This window comes from Shewanella sp. SP1S2-4 (assembly GCF_031932075.1).
Lineage (GTDB): Bacteria > Pseudomonadota > Gammaproteobacteria > Enterobacterales > Shewanellaceae > Shewanella > Shewanella baltica.
Window position 1 is genome coordinate 41448 of record NZ_JAUOET010000013.1, and the last position, 26780, is coordinate 68227.

Sequence of the window (26780 nt, forward strand, 5' to 3'; positions counted from 1 at the left end):
TTCGGGCTGCCTTTTATGTTTTATAAACGCTATAAGTCATATTGTATTTTTGCCCTATGGAACCCTGAGATGCTGATTGAAATTCCTAATGTTTTCTCAAAACAAGAAGTGAGTCACTTACGCGAACAGTTAGATGCCCGCCGCTGGATAGACGGTAATCAAACCTCTGGCGCAATGGCGACAACCCGTAAACGGAATCAACAGTTAAACAAAGACGATCCCGTGGCTATTCGCATTGGTGAGCTGATTATGGAACGCTTACTGGCCCATCCATTATTTGTATCGGCGGCCTTGCCATTACAGTTTTATCCTCCCTTATTTAACCGTTATCAAGGCGGAGAAACTTTTGGTTATCATATTGATAATGCAATTCGCTCGACAAACGAGGGTATGGTGCGTACCGATCTTTCTGCGACCTTGTTTCTCAGTGAACCAGAAAGCTATCAGGGCGGCGAATTAGTAATCCAAGATACCTATGGTCAGCAAAGTATTAAGCTTGCTGCCGGCTCATTAGTTTTGTATCCCTCGACGAGTTTGCATCAGGTAACTCCTGTAACCTCGGGAGAGCGTACCGCTGCCTTTATGTGGTTGCAGAGTATGGTGCGTGATGAAGGTCAGCGCCGTTTGCTATTTCAACTTGATCAATCGATTCAATCTTTGACAGCACAAACCACGGCAGAACAAGAGTTGTTTAATTTGACGGGGATTTACCATAACTTACTCAGGCGTTGGAGCGAGCTATAGTTTTGGCTCAGGGACAGGCTTCAATTCCAGCTTAAACTCCCCAAAGTGGTCAGTTTAGGATATAATCCGCTAGCTCTGAGGGGCAATAAAACAGTAAACGTTAACTCGTTTACTGTTTTTCCATTTTTAAGCTTAAGGTTTATTGGTAATCTGCGGCCTTAAATTAAGGTTATTTATCCTTCTAAGCGATAACTTACTGGCAAATTTTAATTACTTGAGTCGATAGTAACGTGTTGAAAAATAATCTTAATGATGGCTTACTGCTCGACCGCACCTTTTCCATTGCGCCCATGCTGGATAGGTAAGATTTTAATTTAACCATTTGATTTATATAAGGTGGTTAAAAGTGTGGTTCACTATAGGATCACCGATTTTAAAAAGTTGTTTTATGGTTCCCCGCTGGTGATATGATTACTCAATAAACATTGAGGTGATCTATGGATAGAAAATCTTTAATAATACTCGCGCTGGTGTTAACGGTCGGTCCTACTTTTTCGGCCTTTGCCGAAGTCTATAAATGTGCTGATGGAAAATATCAGGCCGATCCTTGCGATGAAAACAGTCAGCCAGTTGATTTAAGTGGCGTCGGTAGCTTTATTAAAAGCAGTGACAGTATTTCTCAATCAAGCGTTAGTTCAAACGCAACTTCTGATAAGAAAAAAGAAATCAGTACCTATATCGAAAAACAACGCATTGCCCGAGAGATCACTCGGCTTGAGGCTGACCGCAAGCGGGTGATTGCGGCGCGTGACCAGCGCTTACGTAACTTACGTGAAAGTCGGCGGTATGCGAATAACAACCTAGCCGGTGCAACGTGGCAGCAAAGCTTAGCTCAGGAACAAGTCGCTGCAGCGCAAGAGGCCGACACGTTGGTGTCATCTATCGATCGGCAGATAGAGCAATTGCAAAAAAACTTTGAATGATAAAGATTTTGAATGGATTTGATCGGTGTGACAAGCCGCGAAACAGTTGCAACTTGTCAGGGATACTTAAGAGTAGATGCAAATTCTCGTTTGAACAAAACTTAGTATTTGCCAAGTTATTAATTTTGAACTATAAAAATCTATAAATACTAGTATTCACATTTTGAACTTGCAGTTTAATTGCACAAATTATGTAGATGAGTAATAATTCAGCGCCCAGAGCGAGTGCTGGAAAATCTTTTGAACAGCTTAAATTTTAACGTGAGTAGGGAGCTTTTGATTGACTCAACCAGTTTCTAAGGCGTCGGATTACTTTGATGTAATTAGTAGTCGTATTAAAAATAAAAATAAATTCAATGACTTTGAGTTTAGGCGCTTCCTGTTTGACGTTGATAAAATTGATTCTTACGCTATCAGAAGTGAGCTGATTGGTCTTGCACATGCTATTCAAGGCAACAAAGAAGAAGCTCTTTCAAGCTATAAAAATGCTTTAGCTAGCAATTTTGCCGGATTTAGTACAAAGAAAAATTATTACTCATTACTTCAGTTCTTTGGATTATATCGAGAAGCAAATGAGTATGGGACCGCAATTTCTGTTAACTGCGGTGATCATGAGTTTCTCAATGTTTTTTTCTTGGAAAATATCCTTACTCTCGATGTAGAAGTTGCTGAGAGGACTTTTGGTCAACTATCTCGAATGAAGAAGTTAGATCAAAAAGCTGTCACCATAGAGGCTACTAAAGAAATGGATTTGATGAAGACTGTTTGCGAGCATTTTATTGATAAAGCTCAGCTTTTGATGCTTAGTGAAGCAGCTTTAGAGGCTGCGCAAGAGCATGGTTGTAAACTTATTGGGAATAAAATAAGCCATAATAAGGAGAGCAATCACTTATCAGTTAGTTATATTCTTGATTGTGAAGAATATTCATCTGATGAGGTTTTTGATGTCAATATGTCATTAATTGACAATTTAATCAGTAAGAATTTGGATAAGTTACCAGCTGTAGTCCAATTTGTTAGGCTAAGTCAGTCTCAAATATTTGGAAAGGACTTGGTTTTGAAAGCGGAGGAGGAAACTGATGCCAGTTAGTCGTGAGTGTTTTTTAACATCTGCACAAGATTCCATGGCAACAGGCTCTGAAATTGGTTATAGGAATTGTATTAGTAGATCCTATTATTCAATGTACCACTCTGTTTTAGCTATTCTGGAAAATGAAATTCCACATTACTCTGATGGCGGAGTTCACGCGAGTCTTTTAAAATATTTAGAATTTTCTGGCAGTTGCGAACCACATTGTTCAAGGCAACTAAGAGCTCTCTCATATATTTTAAAATCTGCCAGAGACATGCGATGTAAAGCCGATTATGACATCGAATCGGACCAAATATCTAAGCCTAGTGCTGAAGATGCAATTACACGAGCTAATCGTGTAATTGAAATGTGTGATACTTTAAAAGCTGCAGCTTAAACACATGCTTCACGCATCATGATAATTATTGTATTAGTATTGTTTTTAGTAATGTCGTTGTGAGGTGTATGGCTATGAAACAAAGCGAAGCCTCTGCTATGAAAGCAACATTATCAGTTGATAAAGTCTATGGCCGATTAGACTTGGCTTTAAAAGGCTTAAAAAATGCCGCCCCTAAGCATTTGGATGATGCGAACAGATTCAAAGATCCTGAGATACATGGACGTCGTAAAGCAAAAGCTATGTAATCGCAGTTGTTAAAATTAAGGCACCGTTTAGGTGCCTTTTGTGTTTATGGGGCTCAGAGAATCTCACGCATTACTTGATAATTTGGTTATTTATATTCAACTCAGTGGCTGACGAATCCCCACAAAAGAATGAATAAAAATAATGAGATAGGTTAAAAACTGAGGAACATCCATGGCATTTGGTGATCAAATTTATCGCCAAACAAAAATTACCACGAGTAAATGCCATGAATGCGAAACACGTTTTATCAAAATGCCTCTCACTTGTCACCCCGTTAATGCACAAAACTCGCCGACAAAGTCTGTTCTCTGCAATTGAAAGCTCAATGAATGGTGGAGCATTATCAATCACAGGGCTTGGTCGTGAGATTGAGAGCAAAGCCATGGAAAAACATAAGATTAAACGCGTAGATAGGCTTTGTAGTAACACCTATTTACATCGCGATATCGAGTTCATTTATACCCGTATGACTTACCTGTTAGTGAGGACCAGTACAATACACCCACTTAATAAGAAAGAGAAACCAAGAACTCACCTATTATTTCTGACAAAATTAAAGGCTATGTTGCCCAATGGCTGCAAGCCTATCATCGTAACTGACGCAGGCTTTCGTATTCCTTGGTTTAAGCAGGTTTTGTCTCTTGGCTGGGATTATGTAGGCCGCTTTAGAAATCGGACACACTGCAGAAAAAGTTCGGTTCATCAGTGGTATCCAGTCAAAAAGCTTTACGCTCAAGCAAGCTCTATAGCCAAAAACCTTGGCGTATATCTTTTAGGTGAGCAGACTTCTTTCAGCTCTCGTTTAGTTATCTTCAAACGCGCTCCTAAAGGACGAAAAGATAGAACCGCAACAGGTGATAAAAGCAGGCGTAGTAAGCAGTCTCGTACGAGTGCCGAGCGAGAAAAAGAACCTTGGTTACTAGCGACATCACTTTGTAACTCAAACTTTAAGGCTAAAAGAATCGTTAAGATTTATGCCACAAGAATGCAGATAGAGGAAAGCTTTAGAGATGTTAAAACAGGCCTAAAAATGAATGATAGCGGCACCCGAGTAGTGAGCAGGCTCAGCGTATTGCTACTCATTGCCTGCTTGTCTCAATTTGTGCTTTATCTTTTAGGATTAGCGGTGAAAGCTGCTGGTAAACACTGGCAATATCAAGCTAACTCAATAAAGCACCGCAACGTACTCTCAAACCAATTCATAGGCTTGAGAGCATACAAAGATAGGAACTTGAAGCTGTTGAAATTGCATTGGCAGGTAGCAATCAAAACACTACAAGGCTTAGTTCGGGAGCCACAAGCATGCTATTAAATTCGTGGGGATCCGTCAGACTCTGACCCCATATATTATTGGTACTACATCACTACGTAGCACCAAGGATACAGCTAAAAGGGCAGTTAAGCGGCTGATAAACATAAGTCTTTGAGGCTGCTGAAGTCTCACTGCCACCCGTTATTCTGTTAGGTAAATACTCAAACCGAGAACCGCAGCATTGCCCAACCAGGTCAAAAACACAGCAACTTGGTTGAGTAAAATACGTGAATATTAGAAAAAACTGTCAACAAACACCGCTTTGCGCTGAGTGTCATTGGCCAGAAAATCTTTGATAACAGCAATATGGCCTTGTCCAGCAATCACCAAAACTCGCTTGCCCGGGCTGGCCGCTAGTTGAATGTTGGCATACATGCGAAAGTTTCTGTGCCACCAACTTGCCGAAGCATCTGCGCCAACAAAGTTATCCCCAGCACCCACTTCATTGCTGAGTAAGTAAATGGATTGATTCAGCCGATATTGTTGTTCTGAATTCATCGCACGCAACACGCCTGCCATGCTCAATGTCTGATGCATTTCGTTACTTTGGGCAGTAACCTCAGCAATCAAGGTATCAAAAGCCGCTTGAATGGCCGGTGCCTTTGTTGGCATTTGTTCAAACAGCTGCTCAGCATTCCAATGTATGTCCTGCTCGTCGAAGCAGCGAACGGCGCTACCGCCTGCGGCTTTAGCCACCCTGAATCCGAGTTGATAACTCTCATTCACTGGCAGTGTAAATTCGCCTTTTAAATACTGTTGATATTGCTCATTAAGCTTGCCCTGAAAGCTTATAGGACACTCCAGTAAAACATCTGTCGGGGCAAAATCCTTCGCCATCTTTTGGCTAAAGGCTTGTAAGTACTGCTGACTGTCAGCAGAGGTAACATCCAGCACTGATGTTTTTACCGTGTCTAAACCGGGGTTAGTAAAGTGGAAAGTGCCCAGCAACATAATTTGCGCCGGCTCTTCAGCATGAACAGTTTGAGCCCCAATAAACAGTGCGGTTGCCAGAAAGGCTAAAGCGGATAATTTTTTCATTGAAATAACCTTATGAGTTTTTGAAATTAAACATCAATAAGCGAAAACTATGCCAAATCTTAAGCGATTGTTTTATATATTATTACAAGATGGTGGTGCAAATTTCTGCTTTGTAGTTCGAGAGGAGTGAGTAGAATTGACCATTTTTTAGTGTGTCAGGCTAAGATAAGTGGGATCCCTCAGACTCTACCCTATACCTGTTAGGATTGGCAGTTAAAGCGGCTGATAAGCATAGACAATACCAAGCGAATTCAATCAAGCACCGTAATGTTTTATCAAATCAATTTATAGGACTAAGCGCTTACAAAGATAAGTTTTTGAGGCTGCTGAAGTCTCACTGGCGAGCAGGAATTAAGACGCTACAATCGTTAATCAAGGATCCACGAGCATGCTATTAAATTCGTGGGGATCCCTCAGACTCAGTGGCGACTTCGGGTTGTCCTAAATCATTTCCTATCTTGTGGTGATAACGCTGTCACCAGTCATGCGTATTCTTCATGAATATGATTATAAATACGAGCTTTTAGCATTCATGATGGCACACACTAGATGCTATTTTTTATAAAGAACTATTAAGTTAGATCACATTTTACGGAATAAAATGAAAATAGTTGTGCGCGTTTCTCTCTGATGGTGTATTTGAATATATGCTGATATATTATTTTAAATACAAATGGTTAACGATGCATGTTTTTACTGGGCTAATAGGTAAACGCGCATGACACTAATAAAATGTTTAAATTGATAATTCAGCATATGAGGTCAGGATGGATTTAAAAGAGAATGCGAGAGTTCACTTGTTAGAGCAGGCGTTAAATGATCTTAAAGAAAACGGAATCTATTGGAATGGCTCTATATCTCGTAACCAAAGGGGCTATCTATTAGAGCTATTACAAGAACATGGTTATAAAGTGCGTATGAACGAAGTTCCTCCTCATTGGGAACACGTTTATTACACATCAAAATACTCATACGATGATATTCTGAAGCTTGCAAAGCAAAGAGCTGAAGAAAGTGGTTTTTAAACATACAAGGCGCTTAAGAGGGACCGTAAGCTCTTGGTAGATTTAGTAAAAATTTAGGTTTTTGGTTAAGTCGGCTTGGTTGGGTTTTACGTTGTAGAGTTTCCTGTCCCTTAGGCGATAGCTCCCCATACAAACTTTAAATCGCATCCGTACTGTGTCCGTACAAGTTGCGCTGTGGTTGTTTAAACTTTATACTCCAATCCATTACGGATTCACTCCGTACGATAGGAGGTTTTATGGCTACTGCAAGACTTGATATCCGTTTGGATGAAGAGATCAAAGCTAAGGCTGAGAAAGCATCGGCTTTGCTTGGGTTAAAAAGCTTAACTGAATACGTTGTTCGCTTAATGGACGAAGATTCAACTCAGGTGATTGCTGAGCATGAAAGCATTACGGTTAAAGCTGATGTATTCGACCAATTCATAATGGCTTGTGATGAGGCTAAGGCCCCGAACAAGGCATTGCGTGAAGCGGCAGCATTTACTAAACGTGGTGAGTTTAAGTGAGTTATTCCAAAACTTTCAAAGAATTGGATAAATCACAACACGATAGAGCATCATTTGACTGTGGCGAAGTAGAGTTAAACGATTTTATCCAAACTCAAGCAGCGAAACACATGCAAGCAGGTATAAGCCGTACAATGGTTTTACCTGCTGCTACGCCATTACCCAATCAAAAATATCCAATTTGCTCATTTTATACTATCGCACCAAGTTCAATTTGCCGTGATACCTTGCCGCAAGCCATGGGTAAAAAGTTACCACGCTATCCCATTCCGGTCTTTCTGCTTGCTCAACTTGCTGTCCATAAAGAGTTTCATGGTAATGGGTTAGGTAAAGCTAGTTTAATCAAAGCACTAGAATATCTTTGGGAAATTAACGCTCACATGCGAGCTTATGCCATTGTGGTCGATTGCTTAACTGGCCAAGCTGAATCATTTTACGCTAAGTATGGTTTCGAGGTTCTTTGTGAAATCAACGGTCGTGTAAGAATGTTTATTCCAATGAAAACAGTCGGTCAGTTATTCACTTAGCTACCAGTTCCCCGCCTTGCCTGTCGTGCTGCTATTCCTCACATTCGAGCATAGAAACTGTCTTTTGTATTCATAACGACTCAGTCTTAGATGCTGTTATGTATACAGTATTATCGATTTGATCACATTTCACGAAATAAAACCAAAATAGTTTTGCTCGTTTACAGGGCTAGTGTCATTATATGCTATCTGTAATAAATGACTTATTTATCAACTGCTTGATGTAATAGGTTTGGAACTCGCGTATCTGTGTTTTCCGCATGGTTTATTTGTTAAATAACGGATAAGTTCCTTTTATTGCTGAGATCTAGGGGTAAGTGTATAGCACAAGACGTGTCATTTTACTGAGTGTAGCGTTTGCCTGACAAGTGGTTCCAAGTGACACCTGCGGTGCACCTGAATCAAACGTTAACAGGCTGTGAAATATTTCAATGTTTTGGAGTTTTATTAATGAGCAACACCGTAGAAAAGTTTATTTTTAATAATACGAGAACAAGCCACAAAAGGTGGGAGTCAATGGTTATGTATGCTCTGCACTACGCACTCAGAGATGTAAAACTTTTATCCCAATACCCTGTTAATCAATACTATATTGATGGATATATACCTGAATTAAAAATTGCTGTGGAAATAGACGAGCCATTTCATGAGCGCACTATGGAGCAAGATGCTATTCGTGAAGAACATATAAAGTCAGAGCTTAATTGTGAGTTTTTCCGAATTAATGTAAACGAGCCTGTATACGAGCAAGTTGACAGATTAGTCGATAAAGTTAGAGCTTTATCACCTCCAAAATGGGAAATAAAAGAACGGCCAGTTAGAACTATTAGTGGTGAATTCTCACAAGATAAAATAGATGGGCTAACAGCCGCAAATGCATTTGAGTTTTTAGACAATATACAAGAAGAGTTAGAGCAGTTGGGTATATCTGTGGATACTACAAAACTAAACCCAAATACTCTGCCAAATAATGGCATGATAGGCTTTGATGTGATTTTTGGTGAACTAAGGCTAACTGTATTCACTCGGAGCACATGCAAACCAAAGATTATTGTCGCCAAGTATGACGTTGACACTCTAAAAACGTTAGGTATACATTGTTCCGAACCTTCAAAAACAAAACCACCTTATTGGAAAATTTTAGATTTGGATAGACAGCTCACTAGAGAAGAAACAGTATCTTACTTGTTAAATCTTTCACGTTTAGTTAAAAACGAAATCTAACAAGGTATTTAAATGGTATTAAAAAAGTTGGTCTCGTTCTTTACAAATCTTAACCAACTGTTTTAATCCGCAAATGCAATACGTCACGCCGCTTCCTTGCCCTTCGGTGCAAAAAACAGTGCGACGGGGCCATCTTCGGTGTCGTGAATACTCAGCAAGAATGAGCCGGCCTTGTCGCAAACGGGGTTCCAATCGCTGATATCGTTATCGCCCTCGTCAAAGTAACGCTCGATGAGGTTTTCAGGCGCATCGAGTTCAAACCAAATCGCCACAAACTCGCCGCCTTGGCGTGCCGCCCATGCTTTACACTCTGCGCGGGTCACGCCTTCATCCCACTCGGGCAAATCAGGATGGGTCCAATAACCTTCTTCACGTTCTACAGTTGCTGCTTGTATCGGGTTCATGCTGCTTCTCCTTTTATCCTGAGTTTTGATTCTGCGTTGAGTGCGAATACTTCGGCGTCGGCTTGGCCGAAGTCGCTGCACTCGATGGCGTTAAAAGACTTACAAATGCCCCAGCCGTGGTAATTGTTGGGGGTGTATTTCACTTCGATTTGTTGCAGATCGCACATCAAGGTGAAGTAGGGCTTAGATAGCGTGACCACGCCCGCTTTAGTGCTGAATGTATTCATGCCGCCTCCTTGTTTTGGTTGTCGCTGGTTTGGCTGACAGGCGGGTGGCAGGGCAGGCGCATTGGGTGATATCGGTACGAATACACTATGGTGCGGCTAATGCCCTTGGCGAGGTTGGTTAAGCCGTTGCCCAATGCTTGCCAGTACAGGCAATCTAACGCGCCGAGCGCCAGCGCGATTTTGATGCTGTCGCCCGTTTTGGCCTTGAGTAACAGGCTTAATTTATGGCTGCGGTAATGATTTAACAGATGGCGAAACGCCGCTGATTGAGTCATTTAGGCCACCTGCTTCGGTTGCAAAGGGCTTGATTGCAAATGAGCCGATTGCAGCTTGGCCCAGTCGATGGCTTTAATGGCCTCGACCGTGGCGGCGATTTGCTCTAACTTCTTTTGCCCGCGCATAAAGTTCGACAGTTCAATACCGTGGCGAGCCGCCGCGCGTTCGGCGGGTAGGGCGCTGGTGTAATGCAGCGTTAACGCGGCAATCACCTCGGGCGAACTAATGCGGGTGAGTGACAGCAATAACGCAACGCGCTGCTTTGATTCAAAGCCCGGGAGTAAGTGGTTCATACGCTATTCCTTCCTTTTGAATCAGCAGGGCTAAGCTGCGGCTTCGCCGTTAAACACCACCAGATTGATGATGGGTTTCTTGGTTTTGGGGTTCACCTTGTCCGACAGCTTGTGATAGCGAATATGCACATCGCGGTGGGCTTCTTGGGTCATGGCTAACACGATATATTGCTGGCACAGCGCGGGCGTCGATAACGAATGCGACAGGCGTTGTGGCTTCATGGTTTCAAACAAGTGCTGCGCCATATCATCCAACTTAGCTTGGTACTCGCCGGGGCTCAGTTGACGGCGGTTAGGGTGCGCACCTACTGAGGTGCTGCACTTTTTGGCCGCTTGATTTTTCGCTAAGGTCATGGACACGCCGTAAACAAAAAACATAGATACCTCCCCACTGAGCCGCTGATTACGCTAAGTTGATTTGATCTTGCTTGGCGGCGTCGCGTTGCTTGTCGAGGTATTCGGCAAGATCAGTGACATTGACCATCCAAGGCGCTTTGTTGCTGTTACCGGTGCGAAAGGCGGCTAAGGGCAAGCGGCCGGCTTTGGCATAGTTGGCCGCGGTACGCGGTTCGAGGCCAAAATACTCTTTGCTGATTTGATCCAGTGGCACTATCACTTTGTTGAACTGGGCCATAAGCAAAAACGCGGTATTGATGCAGCTCATGTTGGTTGCTCCGCTTGGGTGAGTTGCAGCGGATGCACGTTAGTGGCCGCCTGTTCGTTACGCCACACCATCACCTTGCCGTACAAACCTTGTTGGGGCTCAGTGAAGCGCAGGCAGAAATTGAGCCCGAGTTCGCCCGTGTGGCGGATGAACTGGCGGTAAAACGCAGGGCTTGGGTGGTGATAGGCAAAATGCTTTACCAGTTCGGCGCATCGGGCTTGCACCCGTGGGCAATCCATCGGGTCGGTGTGGCCCTTGGCCAGCGCCATCAAGCTTGCAAAACGTATTGCAACTAGTAGACGAAACTCATCGCGTTGCTTAGGTGTGGTGTGAACTTTCGCTAGAATCATTTCCCTGTCCTCGGTAGTGGGTACAGGCCTAAAGATAAGTTAACTTATCTTTTTCGTCAATTAGAAAGATAACTTATTTTTAAGTGTTTTTGTTTTGATGGTTTTTTGAACAAGTGGTGAGGTAGAGTAAGCGATTGAACTAAGGAGGGTTTATGGTGTAACTAGATAAGGCTATTTTTAATGAGTAAGACAGATTGCTCTTTTATGCCCTAAAAGTGTTTTTGCTCGTTAGAACAATCGAAAATTCCCTCACCTGTTACTCTACAAATTCTCATGTATTTGGCTAATGTTTGGCCCTACCGTAAAGCGGCTAGCAATGTATGGGTATACAGTCGTATTTAAATTTAAATGTTTTTGAGTGTTTTTTAACTCATTTATTTGCGCGTTTTTCCAGTCTAAAATTAATAAACCATTTAAAATCATGTGGATATGCTTACCCCAAATTAGTTAATAGGTTTGGAAAACGCGCATGCGCGTTTTTCCGGATGGTGTATTTGATTAAAAGCTGATAAGTTCTTTGCATACAGAGAGTTAACTGTGCGCGTTTTCACTGGTCTAATGAGGTAAACGCGCATGCGCACTAATAAAATGTTAGATTTTTATCAGGCTTTGTGCCTACTAAACTTAAGGAAGAAAAATGGCTAAGAAAAAAGTATTTGTAAGCTTTGATTACGACAACGATAAACATTACAAATTTTTACTGGAGGCTTGGGATGCTCATCCTGACTTCGACTTTAAATTTAGTGATTTATCGTCAAAAGAAATAAATAGCTGGAAGATACCGACGGTTAAAGGTGCTCTTACCAAGAAAATCAATAGTGCAACATATACAGTTGTATTGGTCGGAAAAGAAGCGAATAAGAAACACGAAGATTCTGAAGAAATTGGATACAAAAATTGGTTGAACTTTGAAGTAGCAAAGAGCAAAGACAACAAAAACAAACTAGTGGCAGTAAAACTGGATAAAGGAAATGAGAGTCCTGAAGAAGTTCTGGGTGCAGGAGCAAAGTGGGCTATGTCTTTTAACAGAGATGCAATTGTAAAAGCGTTAAATGAAGCATAATGGAAGAAGCTAAATTTAATAATCTTTGTTCTCACTACAAAGATAGCTTTGATATTCATCGCACAACCATAAAACAGCGTGATACGCTGTTTTATGGTTTGCTAGTGATTTTGGCCGTTTTCACACTACAACTTTCATCTGCTGAAACCGTAGCAACAATAGTTAACGAGTATGTTGCTAAGGTCAGTGGAATTAAAGTAGGGAATAATGTTGATTTTATCTCTACCTTAATGTGGTTGCTGTTACTTGGGTTTTCGACACGTTATTTTCAAGTAGTGTTAGAGATTGAGCGACAATATGGTTATTTGCATTCACTTGAAGAACAATTGAGCAGTCATTACCCAGATTCATCAGCATTTACCAGAGAAGGTAAAACATATTTAAGTAAATATCCTCTATTTTCCAATTGGGTGTGGTTACTTTACACATTGTTTTTCCCTTCCCTAATTGTGTTTTCAGTAATTGCGAAAATCACTACTGAAATATCAGCGATGGATTCAATAGGGTTCAATCAACTCATAGACTTTGTTTGTTATCTCATTATTGGCACTAGCGCTATTTTATATGTCTATAGGTTACACGAATCGAGTCTAGAAAATCTAACAAGTCGCTTCATCGGACTTTTTACTCGCTGGCGCTCCTAAAAAGCCGCTGAGCGAAGCGTTAGCTGTCGAATCAGACTGAAAATTCGACGAAAGGAGAGAATAGCTCTACTATCACTGAGTGGTTCGTCTTATAAGAGCATTTCAACTTAAGGAGAAGTTAAATGAAAAAAACAATTGCTTTGATAGGTATCATAGCTTTATCCGGCTGTTCTATATTATCACCTCAGAAACCACAACAAATATCTTCAGAGGCTATTGGGGTTGATGGTGATCTATATTCCATTCCGGCGAACCTTCGAACAATCGACATCCGGAAAAAGAATGCAGATTATATAGTGTGTTCTGAACCTGTTCCTGACATTGCTATGTCTAACGCTTTAAAGTTAGCCTTGGATGCATCAAATACACAATCAGCTGAAACATCCTCAACAACAGGCGACGATAGTGCGTCGGGGAGTGTGTCTAACGCGCTGGGTCTAAAAGGTAGTTCTGATGCATCGACTACCGCCCTTGAGCTTGCAGGCCGAACACAAATTGTGTTGTTGGCTAGAGAATTCATATCAAGTAATTGTAAAGCTAGAGCTAATGGCTGGATCACCGATAAGGAATTCAGGGATGACCAAGCCAAAATAGTCGATCAAATTGCCGCAATGATCAATACGGAAAAAGAGAAGGCGCAGGCCGACAAGGCTAAGGCTGAAGCAGTTAAAGCGGCAGTGCAATTAGACAAAAAAGCTCTCGCTAATGTCGCTGGTGCTTTTCAACAAGCCAAAGCTGATGCATGCCTGACCACCTATGACTCTTGCATGTCGACCGCAGCGGGTGACACAAAGAAAATTAGTGCATGTAAAGTGGCGCTTGGAAAGTGTAATAACTAAGGAGAGTAAAATGAGCACATTCAGAAATGCAGTAAATAGCCTAGATGACAAATCCGCATATGTCATGGTTGGAGATACTCTAATTCTCGCGACAAACCTTAATGTAGTTGATGACATGGTAGAAGTTACACTATCAGTCCCTATAAGTGGTGGAATCACAAAGATATTTGTACATATAGATAACTTAGTTCTCGCAAGTAACAGCTAACAAGAAAAGGCAGCGGATGCTTCGCACCGCTGCTTTTGGCGTTACATACTTTATTGCTAATAGAATAGTTAAGCTGAATCTGGCTAATAAGCGTAATTGTTTAACAGGGTTATATTCAACAATATGTTGGGAAAGCTATTTTCGAGTTGCAAATGCTTTACAACAGAACTGAGTACCAAAACACTTTGCCGATGACTTTAATATTTTTAAGTTGTTCGTTATTGATGTGCTCGTCTGGCCACTCATCGGTGTTGTAGCTGCGTAGACGCAAGCCGCCACCGGGGAGTTTGTAGAGCATTTTGACGCGCATCATACCATCGTGGTTAATGGCATACATTTTACCATCAACGATCTCGGTGGCTGAGGTATCAACGCCCACCGTTGAGCCGTGGGGTAATACAGGTTCCATGCTGTTGCCATTCACTTTGACACAGGCCGCATGATCTGTGTTTACGCCTTGGCGCTTAAGGCTACTTTTAGCAAAGCGGAGCTTAGGGCCTTTATATTCAACACCTTCTGCAATGCCTTCGCCAGCCGAGAGTTCGATATCCACGTAAAAGGGGATTTCGACTTCATCTTCACCCAGTGGACTATCGTTGTCCCATAGATCAAAACCACCTGCCCATTCAGCATTCGATTCAGGTTTTGTCGCGATTTGTCCATTTAGAAGCCAGCTGAGATCACATTTCAATGATTTAGCCAGAGCAAATAAATTTGCTCCTTTTGGAGCGGTCTCATCTTTTTCCCACTGAGTTACTGCAACAGCAGAAACCCCAACTAAAGCACCAAGTGCTTTTTGGGTGATACCTAATTCTTTACGCTTTTCGCGTATACGCTGACCGAGTGTTTTCATGTAAGTGATCTTATCTTTTGTTGACATAAGTTTCCTTTCTTTCTATTGTGTAAGAAAACTTATTTGTTCAGTGTGGAGATCAACCCATGACAAAAGATGATGCCGTCAAATTTTATGGTTCTCAAACCAAGCTAGCTCAGGTTTTGAACATCAAACCTTCTGCAATTAGCCAGTGGGGTGAAGACGTACCCGAACTCCGCGCTTATCAAATTGAGCGCCTAACTGATGGCGCACTCAAAGTTAACCCCGTCATTGTTTTAGATAACCCTAAGCCCGCGAGTGTGGCTTAGGTTCACTGTAGGTTGAAGGAGGACAGTACACATGAAAACCCATTCACGTAAAAAAGATAGCCGTTTGAATTTGTTGATGAAAACGATTCATCGGGTGTTGGAGTTACCCAAGATGACGCGCTTTGCGCTGGCGATAGATTTTGTTGCGGCGGTTGAGCGCCTTGGGCTGAGTGAGGTGTTAGCGGCGGAGGGCATTAGCTTTGCGAGCACGCAAGACGTGCACAACGATGCGCGGATAAATGCCCAAAAGCTGTTCCGTTGGCTTGGTCAGTATGAGGGCCAGCATCCGCAGGTGGATCGCTTGTTTCATGTTGAGCAAGCACTGGTAGCGGCATTGCCTGAGCATTTGCGGGTGCAGTATCTCAACGATGTATTTGGTTGCACAGGGGTGACGGTCATTGCCGACCGCATGAATGATGGCCATGTGCTGCATGTGGCCGATATGGCAGCGTCGCTCACCAAAGAGAACGCCGAGGCGCAAGTGGCGGTGATCCATTTGGGCGATGAGCCCAAGCGCGAGCAGTTAGTGGCGGCGCACCGCGAGTTAAAAGAGTCGGCGGCGACCACGCAAGCCAGCATGGCAGCGTTAGAGCTGGCGTACCCGTATTTAGCGAGTCATGGCGGTAAGGCGGCGCAATACGCGGTCGAGAAGTGATTGGCATGTTGATTAGCGGTAGAGATAAGAAAGCCCGCTAGAGCTGTGGAGGCAGCGGGCTTAATACCTGAGTTAGGCAACAGCATGTTACGTAAGCATGGGCTTTGGGTCAATTGTCGGCCTTGATACCACGGCTTAAGGCATGCAAGGGGGGCGATATGTTTGATCCTGAATGTTTAATCTGTTGTTTGGAGGGCGGCGCCGCGTGTTCGGTGCATGGCGATGTTGCGAATCGTGATGATGAACCTGTTACGCCAGCGTTTGCAGATTATATGCGGCGAGAGGATGAAGCGGTCGATTCAAAGGTCGCGTTATTGGTTGCTCAGTCTAACGTGCTGATGATGCAGGCGGCAGCCTTGAGTAAAAACACCTTACCTATGTGCCAAGTTGATTTACGGCGCGAGTTAGCGACTTTTTACGGTTTTACTACGTTGGATAATTTTAGCCGCTTGCAGGTTGGCCGCATTGTTGAGCTGTTGCGAACGCAACCCGAGTTAGAGGCGTTAGATAACGTCAGCTTAGTGGAGATCGCCAATAAAGTGGTGCATCGGGTGATTTTAGGCGATGAAGGCAGCTTGATGTTACCGCGGGTGTGCGTGGATTGGTTTTTGGGTTACTTGCAGATGGAAGAAATGCGCGCCGAGCGTTCGATTGAGGTGACGCGGATTGACCCCGTTAATCAGGCCAAGCATATCAAGCGGCGCGATATTTATAGCCAGTTACGCACTAACTTGGCGCGGGATATTTATCACTTGGATGGCTGAGTATTGATGATGTGACAAAACATAAAGGGTTGAAGTTGAAATAAGAAAGCCCGCTAAAGTTTGGCGACTGAGCGCGGGCTTAATACCTAAGAGAGGCGATTACATGTTACGTATACATGATGATTTCGTCAATTTTGTGCTGGCTGTCGCGCAGTTAGGCGGTGGCTTATGAGCATGGAATTGATGGTTAAAGCGATGAAGGCCAAGGTGGGTAATCCACTGCGTAAGCTGGTGTTGATTAAGCTGGCCGACAACGCAAACGATAATGGTGAGTGTTGGCCGAGCCATCAGCATATTGCAGATCAGTGCGAGATTGGTCATAGCACTGTGAGAAAGCATATTGCGGCCTTGGTTGATATGGGTTTTGTGTCGATTAAAAATCGTAAGGGACCTAAGGGAAATTTAACCAATATTTACACGATTTCAATCTGCTACGAGGTAGCACCCCCTGTGCTAGCAGATAGCACCGAAGGGGTGCCACCAGATAGCATAGGTATGCCACCAGATAGCACACCCCCTGTGCCACCAGATAGCACCGGAATCTATCACTCTTTTGAACCTATCAATGAATCTTTAAAAGATAGTTGTCCAGCAACGAGTGCTAAGTCGGTTTTCAATGCGTTTTTTAAAGCGTATCCCGCCCATCGCAAAGGCGGGTCGGATTCGGCTGCGTGGAAAGCGTGGAAGGGTGAAAAGCTGACTGATGCCGATTGTGTGTTGGCGGTGAGCTGGTTGAAGGAGGCTGCGGCGCTGGATGCGAGTTGGGGCTTTAGCGCTAACGGCCAGTTTGTGCTCGGCATTACCAAATTTATCCGCGAACGCCATTGGCTAACACCGTTGCCAAGACCGATGGCCGCCGCCGTTGGGCAAGTGGATTGGCGCCATGCGGTGTATGACCCTGAGGATCCTTTGATATGACTGCCAAGCAAAATACGAGCATGAAATCACTGCAGACCTTAATCCGCCAGCCGCTGGTTGGGCAGGGCGCGCGGGTGGCGCAACCCGAGCCGACGGCAATGGATATGGCGATTGTGGACAGCGTGTTTAGCAAGTTGCGGGTGTTGTTTCCGGTGAGTGCGCCACGGCCTGAGGACGAAGCGACCCACAAAGGCGAGTGGCTTAAAACCTTGGCCGCGCAGGGGATTGCGAGCCGCGAGCAAGTGCAAGCGGGGCTGAATCGCGCTAGACGCGAGCAGGGCGATAGGCAGTTTTGGCCGACACCGCGCCAGTTTGCGCTTTGGTGCCAACCCACTGCCTGTGATTTGGGGCTGCCTAAGCTGGAAGCCGCGTTTAAGGAGGCTGCGCGCCATTACCATCACCCTGACAAGCATACGTGGAGCCATGATGTGGTGCGCTTAGCGGTGCGCGAGACGGGCAGTTGGATGTTTGCGACTGGGCTCGAAAAGGACGTGTTGATGACGTTTGAGCGCAATTACAAAGTGTTATGCAGGCGCTTTAGCCGTGGCGAGTTGACCGATGTGGAATTGCCAAAGGCATTACCTGAAACGGTGACGCGGCCCACTGAGGCGGCAAAGGCAAAATCGATTATTGCCAATTTACGGGCAAACCTAGGGCTTAAGGGGGCAAACGATGGCTGCTAGCGGGGTTGAGGTGGGTAAGTTGAACGATGCAGCACTGCGCCGTTGGTTACGTGGCGGTTTGACTCGGGATTTTAGGGACCCGCAGTTTCCTGAGCTGCGTTTACGGGCAACGGCGGATAGGACGAAGGCGAGCGTGCATTTGGTTATTAATGAGGGCGATAAAACCGTTTGGAAGAAGCAAGGCGTGTGGCCGAGCATGTGCATTAAGACGTTTTTGGCGGATTTACCTGTGATGCTGGCTAAGCGTAGTGCGGGCGCGGATGTGTTGCGCGGTGAGTTTGCGACTGTGACTGATTTGCTGTTGTGGTATGGGGATTATTTGGATGGCAATACGACCTTAAGCCCGAGCTGGCGCGATAACTGTAGGTCGATTATGCGTAAGCAGTTGTTGCCTAAGTTGGGGTATGTGGCCTTGGCTGAGTTGTCGTTTTTGGTGGTTGATAGTGCGTTGGTGAAGCTGATGCTGAATGAGGGTTATGCGCCGCATTACATTCGTTTGAGTGTGAATGTGCTTAAGCGGGCGTTGAGTTTGGCGGCGGATTTTAGGTTGTTATTGCTTAATCCTCTGATGGGGTATCGAGTGACGATGAGTTTAACCTTATCACCTAAGCCTGATACGCGGTTGATGGAGTCGGACTTAGGGCCGTTGTTTGTGGCGTTGCGGGATGCATTTATGCCGGTGGCGATGTTGTTTATGTTGATGCTGATGTTCGGCACGCGCATTGGTGAAACCCGTTTGGCACGATGGGAGCATTTTGCGGGTGAGTTTTGGTTTATTCCTGCGGCGAACGCGAAGAACCGCCAAGAGCACCGGTTACCGTTAACGCCTACGGCTAAGGCGCTGATCCAGCATTATTTGCAGTGGCAGCTTAAAAATGTGGGTAAGCGGGCGTTTTTGTTTGCGGGTGATGTTGGCGCTATTAGCCAGCGCACTGCGCATTATTGGAGTGAGACGATTCGGTTTAAGGAGTTTACCTCGCATGATTTGCGCAAGCTTTGCCGGACGATTATCCAAGACATGGGCGTGGATACTATGGTGGGTGAGCGGTTGCTTAATCATGCCTTGCCTGTGCTTTTGCGTACCTATGTTCATTCGACGTTGGATAAGGGCATGTTGAGTGCGCTTGATGCGTATCACGCGCATTTAATTTCGCTCGGTTTTAGTGAGGTTGCGCCCGAGATAATCCCTAGATCGTCTGAGAATGTTGGGAGTGCTCAAACCCTTGGTGCGAGTGGGTGGCTGTGATGATCGTTGCATCAGCCTTACAAGAGTATGCAATGGCACTAAATAAGGTGGTTTTATGAGCAATCGGTCAGCAATCATTCTAAAAACTGGGCGTGGTATCAGGGGCTTTAGTCAGCATGAAGTGGCTGAGATTTACGGAGTGGATCGCCGTACTTATCAGCGATGGGAGAGCGGCAAAAGCAATGTTCCTTCTAACCATTTTCTTGCCATCTTGGATGATGTTTTTCATTTATCGATTGAGCAGATCACGGAGGTAGCGAATGAGACCATCTAATTTAAGAGTGACATTGGTTGCCGATGGGCGTGATGACTTGGTCAACATGAAAGCCCTTCGTGCTGGGCTCAATGCCTGGGGGCGTTATTGGGCGTTCCAAGAACTCGGTAAAGGTTTCACTAATCGCAGTGCTTGCGATAAGTTAGGTGAGGTGCAGGTTTATGGTGGTGCGTTGGTTAGGGAGTTGAGCGTTCCTAAGCATGTGGTCCAGTTCGATAGGATGATTGAGTGCTTATCGCCAAATTGTATTCGGGCGATTCGCACCTGCTACGTGTGCAAAGGCCAGTGGGCATTGATGGGATTCGACAGTAAGAAGTCGTATGTGTATTGGTTGAGAAGGGCTGAGATTCAATTAGTAAAGTGAGGTGGGTGATGGAGAGTAGAATCCCAAGTTTGATTAACTAAAATGTGTTACTGTGTAGCAACAACATAGAGTACTATTACTCAATATACTGTTAGGCATTACTTTGTTAGTGGAGTTTTGATGGAAGGTGGGCGTAATAGAGATGTGTGTGGTTTTTATAGCGATATTGTTTCAAAACCGGAGTCTTTACAAAACGTAACTCACTTACTCCTAGCAGAAAATGATTGTTTAAGACGTGAGCTATCGCTACTTAAAAATGAACAAAAAGGCCTGGATGATAAAGTTCAGGAACATCAAAGTAGTTTGATTGTCCTACAATCAGGTATATCAAATCTTCAGAATATTTATGATAGTAAACTTCAGACTCATCTTGAATATGATAGTAAGATTGTTACACAACAACAACAAATGTTCGAAGCAACAAATCAGTTGTATAGTAATTGGGCTTTAGGGTTGACAATTGTTTTGGGCTTAGCTGGTATTCTGTCAATTTTTTTAATTTCTAGATACAAAAAGCGCGAGGTATGCGAAGTCGTTGACGATGTTAAGGCTAAAATTAACCAACAATTAGATACTGATGATGCTTTGAGAAGTTTAGTTGTGAATGCATTTGATGATGTTCGAGTAAAAAATATTTTGCTGGAACTAGCTGATAATATAAAAATTGATATAAGACGAGAGCAAGAATTTGATATTCAAAATGCTATCAATGAACACATGGGAACTGAACAGATCGATGTGTTCCGTTCTATATTAACTGAGGAGGGTAATGATGAGCGATAAAAAGTTGACTTTAAACAATTTAAATCGTGTCGATTCAGCGACATCCTTCTTAAAAATGGTGTTTGATGTCAAAGAGATTAATGATGTTGAACTACCAATTAATTTAGAACATATTGTTGGGAAAATAAAAAATGTGAACTATTCTAATAGTTTATCTTTTGAAGATTGGGATAAATCCGGATTTATTCAAGTTATTCGTAACAAGAATGATGAACTAAGTAATGTTAACATCTGGGTTAATCCATCTGAATGTTCAGTGAGGCAACGTTTCACTTTGGCTCATGAGTTAGGGCACCTAATTTTTGATGTAGTACCTAATTTAGCAGACCCTTCTAGAGAAGAGTTGATAGTAGAAAAGCTTCATCGGGATGGTTCATCAAGTTTTAAGGAAACTAGAGCAAACAAGTTTGCTGCTCAACTGTTGATGCCTAAAGAACTTATTAATAGAGAAGTGAACAAATTAGTTGAACAGTTAAAGAAAGAAACTAAAAAAGCTACGGTAAATGAAGTGTTATCTAAGCTAGCACCTAGATTTGATGTGTCTGAACAATCTTTAGAAATTAGATTGCGCTCTCTAGGTTATATAAGATAGTTCAAATGCCTCTACTAAATGAGAAGCGCTCCTATTTGGGGCGCTTTTTTATTGGGTCCTTCTGGCTCGCTTCACTGCGGGGGCAGTGACGCGCAATGCTTCACTACATATGAGAATTTTGGGGAGGTTGGTTGTTGTTTTATGAGCCACCTAAAACACCCTTCCAACACCCGCTTAGAAATCCCTACTAACCAATTGATATTTTTCTTAAAATTGTTTGTAATGCATGTGCTGTTATTAGTAGATCGACAGGGATCTAATATACCAACTTTTGATCCTATAAGTGCGTAGAACAAACATACAGAGGTTTTGAATGCCAAATGCTGCTGCCATACCAGAGGCCATTACTTGGCTAAGTCCAACTACGATGTTCGCTATCCTTGCTGCGTTTGTCACAGTTGCTAAGCTAATTTCTTATCTTCATTTTGAAAGACATAAGTTTAACCATAAAAATCTCGAAATCGTTCTGTCTACTTTGAGTGCCAATCTTCATAAACCAAGTCTGAAGCAAAGATTCCTCACTGAGCATGTTTTTAGCTTGATGTATCGATGTAAGCTCACTTACGACGAGATCAACGTTTTGCTAAGGTATTCAAATCCGAGCCGTGCATTCGAACTTTTTGTGAAGGGAAAGGCTTATTTAAAACTATCTAATAATCTGAATTCGATAACTCTTAATGGATGTTATTGGTCAATACCCATTTGGAAGCGGAAGGTGTATGCAAGAGATTTATTGCTTCTCTCGTGTTATGTGATTTTTGGCATTATAGGGACATATGCCATAGCTCCTTTCGTTTATGTTTATGATGACGGCAGCTGGTTTACTGTGCCTAAGCTCTTTGAGTCGTATGGTTTGATTGGAATCATGTGGGCATCATTGAGTATTTTGGGTTCGTTCATTTTCTGGATATTTGCATTCAAGTCAATAACTTCAATTGGCAATATGAGCGCAGCTTTTAGATTGGTCGAAATTGAGCGTAAATCACTTAAGTGATAAGTAAAACAATAAATCCTCTGTGATTAAGTTTTCACGTATCACATATTTACAAATTCCGAAACGGCACTTTTGTCGCTTTATGCGGCACATTTGCCGCTTTCAAGGCCCTTAAAATCGAGTACATTTGTATACGCTTGCTAAGGTTACATTTATTCAGTCGCACGTTATTTGTCTGCCAAGGGCTCCTTTTAGGGGCCCTTTTTATTTGGCGCTATTTCTTGTTCGCAAACATCCAAATAGCTGTTCGTTAGCTAACCCCCCGCTGAAAAAAAGCGGCCGCTGCAATGGTGGTCGTGGTGGGTATGTGTTGCCGTGGTGTTTGACATGATCGCTACGGACGTTGAAAGACACTAAAAACATCAGCTGTTAGAGGCGGCTACCTCACCGTTGATCTAACCGTTGGCCGCGCTAAGGCTAACCTCATTTTAAAGGAGACTGATCTATGCCATTAAAGCAAAAGCTCGTGGCACTGGGGCTTTCTTCTGCTGTCGCACTGGCGGGGGCTAATTTGATTGCCCCCGCTGAAGCGCCGAACGGCGAGCCTGTTCTGCACACCTATCTTGATCCGGTGGAAGTTATCACTGCTTGCTTTGGCCACACTGGCACCGAGCTTGAGCTAAACCAGTTTTTTAGCGAGCAGCAATGCATTGAAATGTTCGCCAAGGATTTAGGTAAAGCCGATCGGCAGCTGCGGCGGCTAACGTATCCGGTGCAACTTACTGAAGGTGAGCACGCTGCTTACCTCAGTCTGATTTATAACTTTGGTGCGGGTAACTTTCAAACCTCCACCTTGCGCAAGCTGTTACTGCGCGGCGAAAGGGTGGCCGCTTGTTACCAGCTCACCGAGGCTTGCGGAAAAAAGGGTTGTAATGGGTTTGTCTATGCGCGTGACATTAAGCAGCCTGGCTTAATCGAACGCCGCGCAAAAGAGCAATCAATCTGCTTAAAGGATTTATATGTGGAATAAAATCATTAATGCCACGGGCTCGCTGCACCTGTATTTGATTGCTGCGCTCATCATAGTGATAACGCTACTTGGCCTTAGCCTCACCGCCGTTAAAGCTGACCTCGCGTTAAAAAACTCGCAGCTCGAAACGGCCGCCGTTAACCTGCGCATGCTGCAAGATGATCTCACAGTCGTTACCGATGAACTGCAAGCGCAGGCCATCGAACGTGACAGGCTTGCTAAGGATTACGCCTTTGCCTTAGAGCTCAATGAACAAACTGCTAAAGCCAAGGCTGAGATTGATCGCCAGCTTGCCGATCAGCGAGCCGCCATTAAAAAACTAAGGACCTCAGCCAATGAACAAACCCGAAGTTGGGCTAATACTGTTGTGCCTGATGATGTTAAGCGGCTGCTCAAACACGCCGCCTATTGCGCGCACCGTAGTCACCAAGCAGACCCAATATGTACTACCGCCGCAATCATTAATGAGCCAGTGCCTGCCAGCCGAATGTAGTTCAGACGCTAATGCCGATCTGCCCGATTGCATCATTCAACTTTTAGCCGTGATCACCAAGTGTGATACCGATTTGCATAACATCGAAACATGGCGAACGGAAAAACAGCATGAACAATCCATACATTAATGATGTGACCACTCAAAAATCGCTGACGTTTAGCGCTTATGTATCGTCGCTCATGAGCACAATTGGAGGTGCGTTTACGTTGAATGAAATCGCCATTTTGCTCGGGATATTCTTCGCGCTCGTCACCCTATTAGCCAACGTTTTTTATCAGGAGTTGCGCCGCCGCCGTGAGCAACGTCAAACAGATAAGGACGAACTACGCGCCCAAGAGTTACACCGAGCGGAGATGCAGCTGAAAGCAGCACTGTTAAAACAGGTAGATGAACATCATGGCACGCATTCAACCATCACCACCCGAGCCTGTTCTACTGAGTAAAACCGACCTATGCAAAAGCCTTGAGATCAGCACCCAAGCATTTGATAAGTGGGACGTGCCAGTGCACAGCAAGCGCGGCCGCGTGTGTTTATACAAGATGGCCGATGTGGTGGGTAACAGACTTGCCAACGAGCGCAAAAAAAACATCACTAAACCTGATGAAGATGATCCCGATAAGCCAGATATCGACTTCGAACGCTGGCGCTTAACTCGGGCACAAGCAATTGGGCAAGAGATTAAAAACGAAAAAGACCTCAAAGAAGTGGTCGAAGTTAGTTTTGCCACCTTTGTGCTAAATCGCATTGCTGCGCAAATTGCCCCAGTGCTTGATCAAATACACATACGGGTAAAACGCAAATTCCCCGACATTCCAGAACGCACAATCGACGCTATCAAAGCGGAGGTGATTAAAAGCCAAAACACCGCCGCCGATCTTGCGGAGGGCATAGAGGGTTTATTAGATGAGTATATCGGCCGCGCAGATTAAAAATCTGAAAGCTGCCGTTGCTGCTGGGCTGCGTTCGTTCTATCGCCCACCCATGCTTACCTGTTCTGAATATGCCGACGAGCACTTTTACATGTCGTCGGAGTCCTCTTACACCGAGGGCAAGTGGGAAAGTTTACCGTTTCAAATTGGCATTCTTAATGCCATGGGTAACGACCAAATCAGCACGCTTAACTTAATGAAGTCAGCGCGTGTCGGTTACACCAAAATGCTGATGGCTAACGCTGCTTACAAGATTGAGCACAAAAAGCGCAACGTGTTGATCTATCAACCCCGTGATGGTCAAGCCAAAACCTTCATGAAAAAGCACGTTGAAACAGCGATTCGTGACATCCCAGTTTGGCGCGCGCTTGCACCTTGGATGGGTCGCAAACATAAAGACAGCACGCTAGAAGATAAAATATTCACCAATGGCAAAACGCTGATGGTGCGCGGTGGTACCGCTGCAGCTAACTATCGCGAAATCTCCACTGATGATGTGATCTACGATGAGCTAGCGGGTTTTGATGAATCCATCGAGCACGAAGGTAACGCAACCTCGCTCGGTGATACTCGTATCGAACTGTCGATGTTTCCTAAGTCGATCCGCGGTTCAACGCCTAAAGTGCTCGGTACCTGCCAGATTGAAAAAGCCTGCAGCGAATCACCGCACTATTTTAGGTTCAACTTGCCTTGCCCACACTGCGACGAACTGCAGGATTTAAAGTGGGGCGGCCCCGAAGAACCCTTTGGGATTAAGTGGCATAAAAATGCCAAGGGCGAGCATGACCCAAGCACAGCCTATTATCTGTGTGAGCACTGTGGTTGCTGCATCGAAAACAATCAGCTCGACGATATGGAGCTGCACCCAAGCGCGATTTGGATATGCGAAAACACCGGCATTCGCACAAAAGACTTTTTAGATTTTTATGATGCCGACGGAAACGACATCACCACGCCGCCCAATATCTCGATTCATATCTGGTCGGCCTATAACTCGCTCAACAGCTGGGCGAAACTGGTTACTGAGTTCTTTAAAGCCAAAGGCGATAAAGAAAAGCTGCAGACTTTCGTCAACACTAAGTTAGGCCAGCCATGGGATAACGACAACGGCGAACGCTTAGAGTGGGAAGAATTAGCGAAGCGCCGCGAAATGTACCCGAGTGGCAAAGTACCTAACTGGGTGGTGTATTTAACGGCAGGTATCGACACCCAAGATAACCGTTACGAAGGCCGTGTTTGGGGTTGGGGTGCGGGTAAAGAGGCGGCGCTAATTGACCGCTTTATTCTCCATGGTGATCCCGCTGATCAAGTTCTTAAAGACAAAGTGGCTGAGCGTATTGCGCAAAGCTATGCCCGTGCCGATGGTGTTGTGCTCAATATTGGCGTAGTGGGTTGGGACTCAGGCGGCCACTATACCGATGACGTTTACGCCATGAGTAAAAAGCTTGGACTAATGCGGGTTATACCCATTAGAGGTGCCAACGTTTACGGCAAGCCGATCGCCAACTTCCCCCGTAAGCGAACCGCCAAAGGCGTGTACTTAACGGAGGTCGGTACCGACAACGCCAAAGAGTTGTTGATGTCGATGTTGCGGATTGCCCCTGATGTGGATGTGCGTAAGCCTGGTGCAATTCACTTTCCGTTAAACGAAGCGGTATGTGATGACGTTGAGCTGCAACAGCTCACCAGCGAACGCAAGGTGCCGGTGCGCCAAAACGGGCGGATCATCTATAAATGGGACAACCAAAAGCGCCGCAACGAAGCGCTAGATTGTTTCGTTTACGCCTTAGCCGCGCTGTATATCGCGATAGAAAAATTCGGCATCAACCTCGACAAACTTTCACAAGTTACCCCGATCGCCATATCAAGCGACCAACCCAAAGAACCAAAACCCAAAGCCGCAAAACAGGCCAATGCGAATGCTGCTTACCTAAACGGTGGAGGTGGTGGCAGTTCTGGCGGTTGGCTGTAGTTAATCGGCTG

Annotated in this window: 39 protein-coding genes and 1 pseudogene; 31 read left to right on the top strand and 9 right to left on the bottom strand. The window is 44.3% G+C overall.

Annotated features, from left to right (window positions below; genetic code table 11):
• Positions 1-69 precede the first annotated feature (69 nt).
• The 6 genes from Q4Q52_RS13155 (at position 70) to Q4Q52_RS13180 (ending at position 4697) form a co-directional block, all read left to right on the top strand.
• Positions 70-744: a Fe2+-dependent dioxygenase gene (locus tag Q4Q52_RS13155; protein WP_311990797.1), complete on the top strand. Its 675-nt coding sequence runs from the start codon at positions 70-72 to the stop codon at positions 742-744.
• A gap of 437 nt (positions 745-1181) precedes the next feature.
• Positions 1182-1667 (top strand): hypothetical protein, encoded by a 486-nt coding sequence (locus Q4Q52_RS13160; RefSeq protein ID WP_311990798.1) that lies wholly within the window; start codon positions 1182-1184, stop codon positions 1665-1667.
• A gap of 280 nt (positions 1668-1947) precedes the next feature.
• Entirely contained in the window at positions 1948-2757 is an 810-nt protein-coding gene (locus Q4Q52_RS13165; protein WP_311990799.1) for a hypothetical protein, read from the top strand.
• Positions 2747-3136, top strand: a complete 390-nt coding sequence (locus tag Q4Q52_RS13170; RefSeq protein ID WP_311990800.1) for a HEPN domain-containing protein — start codon at positions 2747-2749, stop codon at positions 3134-3136. The genes Q4Q52_RS13165 and Q4Q52_RS13170 overlap by 11 nt, the downstream gene beginning before the upstream one ends.
• Positions 3137-3210: 74 nt before the next feature.
• A complete protein-coding gene (locus Q4Q52_RS13175) occupies positions 3211-3384 on the top strand; it encodes a hypothetical protein (RefSeq protein ID WP_311990801.1) in 174 nt (57 codons plus the stop codon).
• A 227-nt stretch (positions 3385-3611) separates the two neighbouring features.
• Positions 3612-4697, top strand: a complete 1086-nt coding sequence (locus Q4Q52_RS13180; protein WP_311990849.1) for an IS4 family transposase — start codon at positions 3612-3614, stop codon at positions 4695-4697.
• A gap of 234 nt (positions 4698-4931) precedes the next feature.
• Here Q4Q52_RS13180 and Q4Q52_RS13185 read toward each other — a convergent pair whose 3' ends face one another.
• A complete protein-coding gene (locus tag Q4Q52_RS13185; RefSeq protein WP_311990802.1) occupies positions 4932-5735 on the bottom strand; it encodes a DUF5694 domain-containing protein in 804 nt (267 codons plus the stop codon).
• Between the two features lie 179 nt (positions 5736-5914).
• On the opposite strand from Q4Q52_RS13185, the pseudogene Q4Q52_RS13190 reads away from it, so the two are divergent.
• The 5 genes and pseudogenes from Q4Q52_RS13190 to Q4Q52_RS13210 all read left to right on the top strand — a co-directional run.
• Positions 5915-6133, top strand: a pseudogene (locus tag Q4Q52_RS13190) (IS4 family transposase); the annotation flags it as partial.
• 369 nt (positions 6134-6502) lie between these two features.
• Complete coding sequence (locus Q4Q52_RS13195) at positions 6503-6760, top strand: hypothetical protein (RefSeq protein WP_311990803.1); 258 nt, start codon at positions 6503-6505, stop codon at positions 6758-6760.
• A gap of 236 nt (positions 6761-6996) precedes the next feature.
• Positions 6997-7266 (top strand): DUF1778 domain-containing protein, encoded by a 270-nt coding sequence (locus tag Q4Q52_RS13200; protein ID WP_012586779.1) that lies wholly within the window; start codon positions 6997-6999, stop codon positions 7264-7266.
• On the top strand, positions 7263-7793 hold the full coding sequence (locus tag Q4Q52_RS13205) for a GNAT family N-acetyltransferase (protein ID WP_311990804.1): 531 nt from the start codon (positions 7263-7265) through the stop codon (positions 7791-7793). Before Q4Q52_RS13200 ends, Q4Q52_RS13205 begins: the two co-directional genes overlap by 4 nt.
• Before the next feature lie 450 nt (positions 7794-8243).
• Complete coding sequence (locus Q4Q52_RS13210; protein ID WP_311990805.1) at positions 8244-9017, top strand: DUF559 domain-containing protein; 774 nt, start codon at positions 8244-8246, stop codon at positions 9015-9017.
• Between the two features lie 83 nt (positions 9018-9100).
• Here the strand turns inward: Q4Q52_RS13210 and Q4Q52_RS13215 are convergent, their stop codons facing one another.
• The 7 genes from Q4Q52_RS13215 to Q4Q52_RS13245 are packed head-to-tail and all read right to left on the bottom strand — an operon-like array spanning position 9101 to position 11231.
• Positions 9101-9421: a hypothetical protein gene (locus tag Q4Q52_RS13215; protein ID WP_311990806.1), complete on the bottom strand. Its 321-nt coding sequence runs from the start codon at positions 9419-9421 to the stop codon at positions 9101-9103.
• Entirely contained in the window at positions 9418-9648 is a 231-nt protein-coding gene (locus tag Q4Q52_RS13220) for a hypothetical protein (RefSeq protein WP_311990807.1), read from the bottom strand. Before Q4Q52_RS13220 ends, Q4Q52_RS13215 begins: the two co-directional genes overlap by 4 nt.
• Positions 9645-9923, bottom strand: a complete 279-nt coding sequence (locus Q4Q52_RS13225) for a hypothetical protein (protein WP_006082043.1) — start codon at positions 9921-9923, stop codon at positions 9645-9647. The genes Q4Q52_RS13220 and Q4Q52_RS13225 overlap by 4 nt, the downstream gene beginning before the upstream one ends.
• Positions 9924-10217 carry a hypothetical protein gene (locus Q4Q52_RS13230; RefSeq protein WP_311990808.1) on the bottom strand — a complete coding sequence of 98 codons (294 nt, stop codon included), beginning with the start codon at positions 10215-10217 and terminating at the stop codon, positions 9924-9926. It abuts the gene before it with no gap.
• Positions 10218-10247: 30 nt separating this feature from the next.
• On the bottom strand, positions 10248-10595 hold the full coding sequence (locus Q4Q52_RS13235) for a hypothetical protein (RefSeq protein ID WP_311990809.1): 348 nt from the start codon (positions 10593-10595) through the stop codon (positions 10248-10250).
• Positions 10596-10620: 25 nt separating this feature from the next.
• Positions 10621-10881: a pyocin activator PrtN family protein gene (locus Q4Q52_RS13240; RefSeq protein WP_311990810.1), complete on the bottom strand. Its 261-nt coding sequence runs from the start codon at positions 10879-10881 to the stop codon at positions 10621-10623.
• On the bottom strand, positions 10878-11231 hold the full coding sequence (locus tag Q4Q52_RS13245) for a hypothetical protein (protein ID WP_012088262.1): 354 nt from the start codon (positions 11229-11231) through the stop codon (positions 10878-10880). Before Q4Q52_RS13245 ends, Q4Q52_RS13240 begins: the two co-directional genes overlap by 4 nt.
• Before the next feature lie 637 nt (positions 11232-11868).
• On the opposite strand from Q4Q52_RS13245, the gene Q4Q52_RS13250 reads away from it, so the two are divergent.
• The 3 genes from Q4Q52_RS13250 (at position 11869) to Q4Q52_RS13260 (ending at position 13777) form a co-directional block, all read left to right on the top strand.
• Complete coding sequence (locus Q4Q52_RS13250; protein WP_311990811.1) at positions 11869-12294, top strand: TIR domain-containing protein; 426 nt, start codon at positions 11869-11871, stop codon at positions 12292-12294.
• Complete coding sequence (locus Q4Q52_RS13255; protein WP_311990812.1) at positions 12294-12938, top strand: hypothetical protein; 645 nt, start codon at positions 12294-12296, stop codon at positions 12936-12938. Before Q4Q52_RS13250 ends, Q4Q52_RS13255 begins: the two co-directional genes overlap by 1 nt.
• A gap of 122 nt (positions 12939-13060) precedes the next feature.
• Positions 13061-13777, top strand: a complete 717-nt coding sequence (locus Q4Q52_RS13260; RefSeq protein WP_311990813.1) for a hypothetical protein — start codon at positions 13061-13063, stop codon at positions 13775-13777.
• A gap of 365 nt (positions 13778-14142) precedes the next feature.
• Here Q4Q52_RS13260 and Q4Q52_RS13265 read toward each other — a convergent pair whose 3' ends face one another.
• Positions 14143-14838 carry a helix-turn-helix transcriptional regulator gene (locus Q4Q52_RS13265; protein WP_311990850.1) on the bottom strand — a complete coding sequence of 232 codons (696 nt, stop codon included), beginning with the start codon at positions 14836-14838 and terminating at the stop codon, positions 14143-14145.
• 86 nt (positions 14839-14924) lie between these two features.
• Here Q4Q52_RS13265 and Q4Q52_RS13270 point away from each other — a divergent pair, with 86 nt between their 5' ends.
• From Q4Q52_RS13270 to Q4Q52_RS13345, 17 genes are all read left to right on the top strand, one after another.
• Positions 14925-15128, top strand: coding sequence for a Cro/CI family transcriptional regulator (locus tag Q4Q52_RS13270; protein WP_311990814.1), 204 nt, complete (start codon positions 14925-14927; stop codon positions 15126-15128).
• 31 nt (positions 15129-15159) lie between these two features.
• Positions 15160-15783, top strand: coding sequence for a hypothetical protein (locus Q4Q52_RS13275; protein WP_311990815.1), 624 nt, complete (start codon positions 15160-15162; stop codon positions 15781-15783).
• A gap of 158 nt (positions 15784-15941) precedes the next feature.
• Complete coding sequence (locus tag Q4Q52_RS13280; RefSeq protein WP_311990816.1) at positions 15942-16547, top strand: hypothetical protein; 606 nt, start codon at positions 15942-15944, stop codon at positions 16545-16547.
• A gap of 168 nt (positions 16548-16715) precedes the next feature.
• Entirely contained in the window at positions 16716-17465 is a 750-nt protein-coding gene (locus Q4Q52_RS13285) for a helix-turn-helix domain-containing protein (protein ID WP_311990817.1), read from the top strand.
• The gene (locus Q4Q52_RS13290) at positions 17462-18148 is read left to right on the top strand and encodes a replication protein P (protein WP_306684583.1); all 687 of its coding nucleotides are present in this window, start codon (positions 17462-17464) and stop codon (positions 18146-18148) included. Before Q4Q52_RS13285 ends, Q4Q52_RS13290 begins: the two co-directional genes overlap by 4 nt.
• Entirely contained in the window at positions 18138-19394 is a 1257-nt protein-coding gene (locus Q4Q52_RS13295; RefSeq protein WP_311990818.1) for a tyrosine-type recombinase/integrase, read from the top strand. The genes Q4Q52_RS13290 and Q4Q52_RS13295 overlap by 11 nt, the downstream gene beginning before the upstream one ends.
• A 55-nt stretch (positions 19395-19449) precedes the next feature.
• The gene (locus Q4Q52_RS13300; RefSeq protein ID WP_012586800.1) at positions 19450-19668 is read left to right on the top strand and encodes a helix-turn-helix transcriptional regulator; all 219 of its coding nucleotides are present in this window, start codon (positions 19450-19452) and stop codon (positions 19666-19668) included.
• Positions 19655-20032 (top strand): hypothetical protein, encoded by a 378-nt coding sequence (locus Q4Q52_RS13305; protein ID WP_310802658.1) that lies wholly within the window; start codon positions 19655-19657, stop codon positions 20030-20032. The genes Q4Q52_RS13300 and Q4Q52_RS13305 overlap by 14 nt, the downstream gene beginning before the upstream one ends.
• Positions 20033-20152: 120 nt before the next feature.
• Positions 20153-20815: a hypothetical protein gene (locus Q4Q52_RS13310; RefSeq protein ID WP_311990819.1), complete on the top strand. Its 663-nt coding sequence runs from the start codon at positions 20153-20155 to the stop codon at positions 20813-20815.
• Positions 20802-21407 (top strand): ImmA/IrrE family metallo-endopeptidase, encoded by a 606-nt coding sequence (locus Q4Q52_RS13315; protein ID WP_311990820.1) that lies wholly within the window; start codon positions 20802-20804, stop codon positions 21405-21407. Before Q4Q52_RS13310 ends, Q4Q52_RS13315 begins: the two co-directional genes overlap by 14 nt.
• Before the next feature lie 313 nt (positions 21408-21720).
• Positions 21721-22401, top strand: coding sequence for a hypothetical protein (locus tag Q4Q52_RS13320; RefSeq protein ID WP_311990821.1), 681 nt, complete (start codon positions 21721-21723; stop codon positions 22399-22401).
• Positions 22402-22846: 445 nt separating this feature from the next.
• Complete coding sequence (locus Q4Q52_RS13325; RefSeq protein WP_311990822.1) at positions 22847-23371, top strand: lysozyme; 525 nt, start codon at positions 22847-22849, stop codon at positions 23369-23371.
• Positions 23361-23864, top strand: coding sequence for a hypothetical protein (locus Q4Q52_RS13330; RefSeq protein WP_311990823.1), 504 nt, complete (start codon positions 23361-23363; stop codon positions 23862-23864). The genes Q4Q52_RS13325 and Q4Q52_RS13330 overlap by 11 nt, the downstream gene beginning before the upstream one ends.
• Positions 23749-23994, top strand: coding sequence for a hypothetical protein (locus Q4Q52_RS22230; protein ID WP_367870022.1), 246 nt, complete (start codon positions 23749-23751; stop codon positions 23992-23994). Before Q4Q52_RS13330 ends, Q4Q52_RS22230 begins: the two co-directional genes overlap by 116 nt.
• Complete coding sequence (locus Q4Q52_RS13335; RefSeq protein WP_012586805.1) at positions 23975-24310, top strand: HP1 family phage holin; 336 nt, start codon at positions 23975-23977, stop codon at positions 24308-24310. Before Q4Q52_RS22230 ends, Q4Q52_RS13335 begins: the two co-directional genes overlap by 20 nt.
• Positions 24264-24797, top strand: coding sequence for a terminase small subunit (locus tag Q4Q52_RS13340; RefSeq protein ID WP_311990824.1), 534 nt, complete (start codon positions 24264-24266; stop codon positions 24795-24797). The genes Q4Q52_RS13335 and Q4Q52_RS13340 overlap by 47 nt, the downstream gene beginning before the upstream one ends.
• Positions 24772-26769, top strand: coding sequence for a terminase gpA endonuclease subunit (locus tag Q4Q52_RS13345; RefSeq protein ID WP_311990825.1), 1998 nt, complete (start codon positions 24772-24774; stop codon positions 26767-26769). Before Q4Q52_RS13340 ends, Q4Q52_RS13345 begins: the two co-directional genes overlap by 26 nt.
• Positions 26770-26780 lie beyond the last annotated feature (11 nt).